Genomic DNA, 7,490 nt, shown 5'->3' with positions numbered 1-7,490 from the left:
AACGTCGTGACGTTCCTGGTATCCAGGCACCTGCAACAAGTACATACGCGCATGCTCAATGTAATCCGGACGAGGTCATCCTGGTTGACCTGCAAAGCGTTTTCGGTGGTCTGGCCGGGGACACGGCCGAATTCCACATCGCGCTTCGCCCGGTTTCTGCGGTTGCTGAAATCAAGCAGTGCATCCGGTCCCTACTTGGGGCTCAAGCCGACCTGGAACCAATATCTGTCTCGTTGCCCGGGCAACTGATCCGAGACCAAGTAATCTCTGCGCTGTGCAAGGTCTCCAAAGTGCCCAACCTTAAGCTGGTTCCACACGGACAATCAGCGTCTGGCCGGCCCTGTGCCAGGCCAGATCAATGCCCGCAGCGTGACGCACAACAGTTATTCGTGTGGCAGCTAAGCGACAAAAATTATTAAAATTTAAGGTGCGGGCGACACTCTGAAAAGAAACAGCGCGCCCTAAAGGCGCGCTGTCTTCATTTAAGCTGGGGATAAGGGCCTTAGTTGGTGCCCGTCGTGCTTGTGGTGCTGTTTGTTGACCCGCCGCCAGCTGCTGCAGCGATACCAGCTGCTGCCGCAACCGCGCCCAAAGCTGGGGCAACCAACGGTACAAAACCTGTGACACCTGCCGCAGCCGCGCCACCTGCCGCCGCACCACCAGAGCCTGCACCGCCTCCGGCGGTAGCTTGCGCCGCACTCGCATCTTGTGCATGAACGGCCGTCGCTGAAAGGGCTAGCGCAAGAAGAGACGCTCTGATCATCCTGAATCTCCTAAATCAAGTGTTGTCTGACCGTTATCACACAAGCTTCAACCTGAGAATGCTGAATTCCTGAAAATTCCTCAGATTTTTTGCAATGCCGCTAAGTTGCTTTTTTGAGGGACTTTTTCCCATTTCTACATCAAAAAAATAGTTGGGATTGAGCAGGTTTTAGGTGCCTCAAAAACGGTCTGGCTTGCGCGTTAGCCCGCATTTGGCGCAGGCCTGCCTCAAGCAGGTCAGATGCTAACGAAAATTCGGAATGGGGGCGTAAGAGGCACACATGCGCATTTACAATCGGCAAGCAATACAGCAGGTGAAGTAGTCACCGGCTTGCGAATATGAGGGCAAAGGTATGAAGATTGCAGTTGTAGGTCTTGGATATGTGGGATTGTCCAACGCGGTGCTAATGGCACAAAACCACGATGTCACGGCAATCGACATTTCTGAAGAGCGGGTCCAAATGGTCAATTCCGGCCAATGCCCCATCGTCGATGCTGAGCTTGAAGACTTTCTTGCCAACCGAACGCTGTCGCTCAGGGCAACTACGGAACCGGCCTTCGAAGATGCCGAATTCGTCGTTGTTGCAACACCGACAAATTATGATGCCAAATCCAACTACTTCGATACATCCAGTGTCGAATCTGTCGCCCGGCAGGTGAATGCGATTAACCCCAAGGCCACCGTCATCATCAAATCGACGATTCCGGTGGGGTTTATTCAGTCGCTGCGCTCTGACCTGGGCAGCGACAACTTCATCTTCTCGCCGGAGTTCCTGCGTGAAGGGCGCGCGCTTTATGACAACCTGCACCCGTCCCGCGTAATCGTTGGCGAACGTTCGGACCGGGCGCGGGTATTTGCCGAGCTTTTGCTTGAGGGTGCCTTGACCAAAGACGTGGACGTCCTGTTCACCGACCCGGATGAAGCCGAAGCGATCAAGCTGTTTTCCAACACCTACCTCGCCATGCGAGTTGCCTTTTTCAACGAACTGGACAGCTATGCCATGGCTGGCGGTATGAACACACGCCAGATCATCGAGGGGGTCTCGCTGGATCCCCGAATTGGCGATCACTACAACAATCCGTCCTTTGGGTATGGGGGGTATTGCCTGCCAAAAGATACCAAACAGCTTTTGGCCAATTACAGCCATGTTCCGCAAAACCTTATTCGTGCCATCGTGGACGCGAACCGGACGCGCAAGGATTTTTTGTCAGATCGAATCCTGATGAAAGGCCCACGCGTCGTTGGTATCCACCGGCTGGTCATGAAAGTCGGCAGCGACAATTTTCGTCAGTCTTCCATTCAAGGCATCATGAAGCGGCTGAAAGCCAAAGGCGTCGAGGTCATTGTTTATGAACCAACGTTGGAGGAAGATGAGTTTTTCCGCTCTCGTGTCGTGCAGGATCTCGAAACCTTTAAGTCCGAAGCCGACTTGATCGTTGCCAACCGGCATAGCCCCGAACTTGAAGATGTCGCGGACAAGGTGTTCACCCGTGACTTGTTTGGCGCGGACTAAACGGTTTTCACTTGTTCTGCACTTCTGGGCAATGACCTTATTGATCGGTTTGACAGGATCAAAAACCGACGATCAGCTTTGCTTGATAAGTTAGGTTTGCAAGGCTGCAATCCCTGCCGCGTGTTTTCAATCCAATGCCACACAGAACCCGGTGCACAGTTCAGCCCTTGGCCCCCTGCCCGCGCGCGTATTTATCTTCGTAACGCACGATATCATCCTCGCCCAAATACGTGCCGGTTTGCACCTCGATCAGGACCATCGGGACCGTTCCCGGGTTTTCCATCCGGTGCATTGCCCCAAGAGGGATATAGACAGATTGGTTCTCGGTCACCAATTGCTCACGATCATCGATTGTCACGCGGGCCGTTCCCTCAACAACAATCCAATGTTCGGAACGATGGAAATGGCTTTGCAGGCTCAACGATGCACCAGGGTGCACATAGATGCGCTTGACCTGAAAACGCTCTCCGACCACCAGGCTTTCGAACCATCCCCACGGGCGGTGATCCTTCGGGAACGCCGTCGCCTGCGGCGCGCCTTTTTCCTTTAGCGCGCTAACCGCTTTTTTGACATCTTGCGCCCGCGATGCATCGGCAACCAGAACCGCATCATTCATCGCCACAGCGATGATGTTATCCAGCCCGATACCCACGATTTCCAGCTGTTCGCTGTCCGACCGCAAAAGGGTGTTCTGGCAATCAATCGCCGTTGCCCCCCCACTGGTCACCACACCTTGCGCGTCCGGGCCGCTTTCGCGCCATACGGCGTCCCAGCCGCCCAAGTCCGACCATGCGGCGCCGAAGGGCACAACCGACAAGTTCGTTGCCTTTTCCATCACGGCATAATCGATCGAAATGTCTTCGGCCTGCGCCCAGCTTTCAGGGTCGAGACGCAGGAACCCCAGATCCTGCTTTGCTTTTTCCACCGCTGCCTTGACCGGCTCAATCATATCGGGGGCATGCGCCTGGAAGGCTGCGATGATGTCCGCCGCCCGGAACAGGAAAATCCCTGCGTTCCATTTGTAATTCCCGGCCTCCAGCATTTCGGTCGCACGGGCGAGGTCTGGCTTTTCGACAAATTTCTTCAACGGAAGAGGCGCACCGTCACCGCCAGAACCAGCGGCCAGTTCAAGGTATCCGTACGCTGTTTCCGCATGTGTCGGGGTGATGCCAAAAGTCACCAGTTTGCCCTGCGCAACCGCCTCCAAACCCCGTGCAACGGCGGCCTGAAATTCAGCTGCATCCGGAACCACGTGATCGGAAGGGGCAACCAGCATTACAGCAGCCTCGTTCTTGGCATAAGCATGCACCGCCGCCGCAAGAACCGCTGGCGCTGTGTTGCGGCCCTCAGGCTCAATCATGATCGTGCCGGGGTCAATTCCGATAGCCTGCAGTTGTTCCGCGACGATGAACCGAAAGTCCGAGTTGGTCAGAACCACCGGCGGTTCAAACTCCAATTCCGCGTTTGCCCCTGACAACCGGCGGGCAGATGCCTGAAACAGGGTCTCTTCTCCGACCAATGGAACGAATTGCTTCGGGTAGCTCTTTCGAGACAAGGGCCAGAGGCGCGTACCGGAGCCCCCGCAAAGAAGGACAGGACAGATCAACATAAAATGCTCAATAATTTGACGCGGTTCCTAATTTTCCTATTGAAACCGTCATGACCTGACAAGGCTTGGCTTGGTTTGGCCGAAAAAAAGGATGTTCTGTGCCGCGAGCGTGGATGAGTTTCCGAAGCTGTGTACCATCGAGAATTTTGCGTGCTTTCGAACCTGGTTCGGCGTGAACGGCGCTAAGGACGGGCACTTATGAATGTAGGCTCACCACCGTCCAGGCAGACCGCAGTCAGTACGCCGGTGGCAAAGGCGCCGGTATCCACAGCAATCCGTCCGCGCCGCGCTGTGGCTTGATCGACAATTGTGTGACCATAAACAACCCAAACACCGTCTCGCCTGTCGGTAGTTCGAAATTCTGGATGGCCCCACATCAAAGTTTTTTCGGGTTGCTGATCGGCGGGCGTACTCGGATTTGCACCAGCATGCGTCACAAGGACGTTGCCGGAATAATCAAAGGTCCTTAATTCCGCGATCCATTGGACCAGCTCAGGTCCCATCTCCGCCAAAAGATTGTCTCGGCAGGCGACCAGTTCAGCAGCGGTCATCTCGGCGCGCACGTTCCGGACATCAAATGAGGCCAGCGTCTGCAGGCCACCATAGCGCAGCCAGCGCGGGCCATATTCCTCAGGGTCACACAGGAAATTCAACATCATGTCTTCGTGGTTTCCCTTCAGACAGATGAAATCCGGGCGGTCTTGGATCAGACGTAGAACGTCAGCACTGTTTTCGCCGCGATCGATATAATCTCCGACAAGGATGATCCGATGATCCCGAGGAATCTGAGGCAACAGTTTCTGCAACTGCCTTATGCAGCCGTGCACATCACCAATGACACAGGTCGGCGTGTCCGGCACAGGAGCAGGAAAGACCGCGCGTCGCCCGAAACGTTGAATCAGCGATGACAGCACGTTGAGGGTGCCTCCTGAGTGGCTGCAGCGACCGGCTATCATTGAATTCATGGGCCGGCGGTCAAGACCCAAGGCGTCTAACATTTGCGCGCCGGTCTAAGCAAGCTTCATTCAGGCTGTCCGGCAGGCAGGAATTCCCATTCTGATGATCTCTGTGCCTTTTATCCTGAAAACGCCGTTGATCCGGTTACGCCCTTTTTCCATGAACCACGTCTTAAGCGGCTCGGGATAATACGCGGCCATGATGTGACTGAAATAGTCAAAGTCTTTTGGGGCAAGCCGCCGGCCACTGCGCGAAGGTCCATGGAATCCAAATGTCGTGTCAGGGTTCACACAGGTTCCGGGAAGGCCCAGAAACATCGTGCAGGTTGAAAAGCAGACACGTCCCCGAATTTCGACTTGAATGCCGTTTTTCTGCAGATTTTCGATTTCGATCAAACGGTCATGCAGATACCCGCCTCTGTCGCTGCCAACAACCATCAGCCCGTCAGCTAACGTGGGCGAAGGGACAGAAGTCGCCGAGGTCAGTACTCCCGCAAACAGTGCCGCCACTATAGCTTTGATTCCGCGGTGCTTAGGTTTGCAATACGCTCTGGCAGATGCGCGCTGAGGGCGAAAAAGATTCCTTTTTTCCAGCATTTCGAAGCCTCCGATTCCAGTTGCGGACCGGATCAGAGGTAAAACTGCGTGGTGCGTTCCCTGTGAGCAGGAAAAGTCAAAATTATGTTTTAAATCAAAGTTTTAGCTATAGTTTTCTTAAACTTTTTGATTTCCGGCTGCTCTATCACCGGAGTTTGTTCAGCTGAAAGCAGTTCTGACCGCAAGCCTATCCAATTTGCATACAACGGTAGTTCAGCTCTGGTTCACAAATGCAGTGGGGACTTCGTTCGTATCGGCAAAAGCGGCGCGGCAACTCGAACCCACATTGCACTTGGAGGACAAATTAGCAGAAATTTTCAATCGCGTCCAAAAGCCGGATGGGATGAAATGGGTTTTACCGCCCAAGCGGTGATCAAGCGATCCTTCGGCAGCGCTCTCAAATCTCAAAAGTGACGTAAACGGGTCTGAGACAGATGATCAGCTATAAAGTGGCTTGTTGTTCACCTGGTGCCGTTCCACCAACTTACGCATATGCTTGCCCTTTTTGGGAATGTAGCGTGCGGAAGTCGCCTCGAACTGCGAATCGCAACATTCGGGAAACAAGTCTTTGATTTCTTGTCGGGCTTCTGGAGATACAGTCCTGAGTGCCTCAGGGCCGGTAAACAAGCTTTCCGTCAACGCCCCGTTGGACCAGATGAGCTCATGCCGATCGAACAGTATGTGAAAGTATTCGACGCTACCCGCGGTGTCGGGCAGAAAGTCGATGCCATCCAAAGGCAACAGCTTTTTTGCCGGTATCAAAACATCTTGACACTCAAACATGCGCATCGCGACAGCTGATGACACCAAAATGCGGTGCTGCTGCGACACAATTAGATCCTGCTTTGGATACCCATCACCCAAGGCATTCGCTCGGATTAGGATAGGCCGAAGCCGTGGCTGAGCTTCAAGCTCTACAAGGCTCAGACTGCGCGATCCGATCCAACGAACCGGTTTATGACCATGATCATGGGTGAGAGCCTGATCGCCAACCCGCAGTTCCTCTATCAGAACAGGACCATCCTGGGTTTCAATCAATGTTCCGGCCGCAAAGCACAAAACGTCCACAAACTCGCCGTCTGCATTTGTGGGGCCGGTCACGGACTGGTCGATGGTAATGGTGTTCGACCCGGTATCGTTCCAAGCGTCTGCAATTGCAGCGGAATTTACCGTCATTCCGTTGAACAATTCCAGCGGTACAAGCGCGCCGTTATCTGCCTTCACGCCAAAGAGTTGGATTGTTCCGTCCGGCTCAACGACCAAACGAACAACTGGTTCACCGTTGGTGTTTCCAAGCTGCCAAACAGCTGGTGTATCGATTTCGTACCTGTCCCCGTCAGCAAAGCGAACAGTTTGACCCTCGGTACCATTGACTTGTCGTTGGAATTGCAGCTCATTCGGCGCCCCTGCGGGTCCACCAACAAACAAATCCACACCATTGATCTGCAGGCTAAAGCTGTTGTCGAGAGAGTCGAAATCAATAACAAAACCGCCACCAGGAGAAGTATCGGTGAACGTAGTACCAACGCCGTCAGAGATGTTGAAGTTTACCATGTTGCTTTCGACCTGCCCCAAAAGTTAACGGTTTTCACACCGCTTACGTCGACTTTTCAGATCGAGATATTGGCTTGTTTCTCATCATTGGGGAAGAGATTTCTTAGGAATTCTGTTGCTCCCCGATTTGGTCGCGGACTGCAACAGAGATTCAAGTATCGATCCGATTTTGTTCAGAACCTATAGCTGGGACCACGCAGACGCGCATAACAAAGTATTTGCGTCCTCAGTGCTTCCTGTTGTGATAGCCGAAGGCAAAATACCAAGCGAAATGCATGATATATTGTTTTCATCCCTGTTTTTGCGCTTAGGATTTGTGTCTTTGACCTTACGGTTATTCACCTGACAGGGCGCAGATGTTAAACGATTGATTCATTTGATCAATTGCAGTCTGACCGTGGTGTTTTGGACTATCTGACGCTGGTTGCGGGAGTAGGATTTGAACCTACGACCTTCAGGTTATGAGCCTGACGAGCTACCGGGCTGCTCCATCCCGCG

7 protein-coding genes and 1 tRNA gene are annotated in these 7,490 nt (G+C 53.5%); 2 read left to right on the top strand and 6 right to left on the bottom strand.

Annotated features, from left to right (window positions below; genetic code table 11):
* A partial coding sequence (locus AC2FIO_RS22700) for a hypothetical protein (protein WP_496700149.1) occupies positions 1–419 on the top strand: 419 nt, incomplete at its 5' end.
* Between the two features lie 83 nt (positions 420–502).
* On the opposite strand, the gene AC2FIO_RS22695 is transcribed toward AC2FIO_RS22700, so the two are convergent.
* Positions 503–763, bottom strand: a complete 261-nt coding sequence (locus AC2FIO_RS22695; protein ID WP_282121600.1) for a hypothetical protein — start codon at positions 761–763, stop codon at positions 503–505.
* A gap of 352 nt (positions 764–1,115) precedes the next feature.
* Here AC2FIO_RS22695 and AC2FIO_RS22690 point away from each other — a divergent pair, with 352 nt between their 5' ends.
* Complete coding sequence (locus AC2FIO_RS22690; protein WP_282171197.1) at positions 1,116–2,276, top strand: nucleotide sugar dehydrogenase; 1,161 nt, start codon at positions 1,116–1,118, stop codon at positions 2,274–2,276.
* A 160-nt stretch (positions 2,277–2,436) separates the two neighbouring features.
* On the opposite strand, the gene AC2FIO_RS22685 is transcribed toward AC2FIO_RS22690, so the two are convergent.
* From AC2FIO_RS22685 to AC2FIO_RS22665, 5 genes are all read right to left on the bottom strand, one after another.
* The gene (locus tag AC2FIO_RS22685) at positions 2,437–3,885 is read right to left on the bottom strand and encodes a mannose-1-phosphate guanylyltransferase/mannose-6-phosphate isomerase (protein ID WP_496700146.1); all 1,449 of its coding nucleotides are present in this window, start codon (positions 3,883–3,885) and stop codon (positions 2,437–2,439) included.
* A 182-nt stretch (positions 3,886–4,067) separates the two neighbouring features.
* Complete coding sequence (locus AC2FIO_RS22680; protein ID WP_496700144.1) at positions 4,068–4,850, bottom strand: metallophosphoesterase family protein; 783 nt, start codon at positions 4,848–4,850, stop codon at positions 4,068–4,070.
* Between the two features lie 60 nt (positions 4,851–4,910).
* Positions 4,911–5,351 (bottom strand): hypothetical protein, encoded by a 441-nt coding sequence (locus AC2FIO_RS22675; RefSeq protein ID WP_496700143.1) that lies wholly within the window; start codon positions 5,349–5,351, stop codon positions 4,911–4,913.
* Between the two features lie 525 nt (positions 5,352–5,876).
* Positions 5,877–7,013, bottom strand: a complete 1,137-nt coding sequence (locus tag AC2FIO_RS22670; protein ID WP_496700141.1) for a Hint domain-containing protein — start codon at positions 7,011–7,013, stop codon at positions 5,877–5,879.
* A 400-nt stretch (positions 7,014–7,413) separates the two neighbouring features.
* Positions 7,414–7,490, bottom strand: a tRNA-Met gene (locus AC2FIO_RS22665).

This window comes from Ruegeria sp. CDSB086 (genome assembly GCF_059611065.1).
Note: the sequence above shows the minus strand (reverse complement) of the source record. Positions and strands in the feature narration are given on the sequence as shown.

Coding starts and splice junctions, on each gene's coding strand:
- AC2FIO_RS22695 (WP_282121600.1), bottom strand. CDS start 763: ATGATCAGAGCGTCTCTTCTTGCGCTAGCCCTTTCAGCGACGGCCGTT.
- AC2FIO_RS22690 (WP_282171197.1), top strand. CDS start 1,116: ATGAAGATTGCAGTTGTAGGTCTTGGATATGTGGGATTGTCCAACGCG.
- AC2FIO_RS22685 (WP_496700146.1), bottom strand. CDS start 3,885: ATGTTGATCTGTCCTGTCCTTCTTTGCGGGGGCTCCGGTACGCGCCTC.
- AC2FIO_RS22680 (WP_496700144.1), bottom strand. CDS start 4,850: ATGAATTCAATGATAGCCGGTCGCTGCAGCCACTCAGGAGGCACCCTC.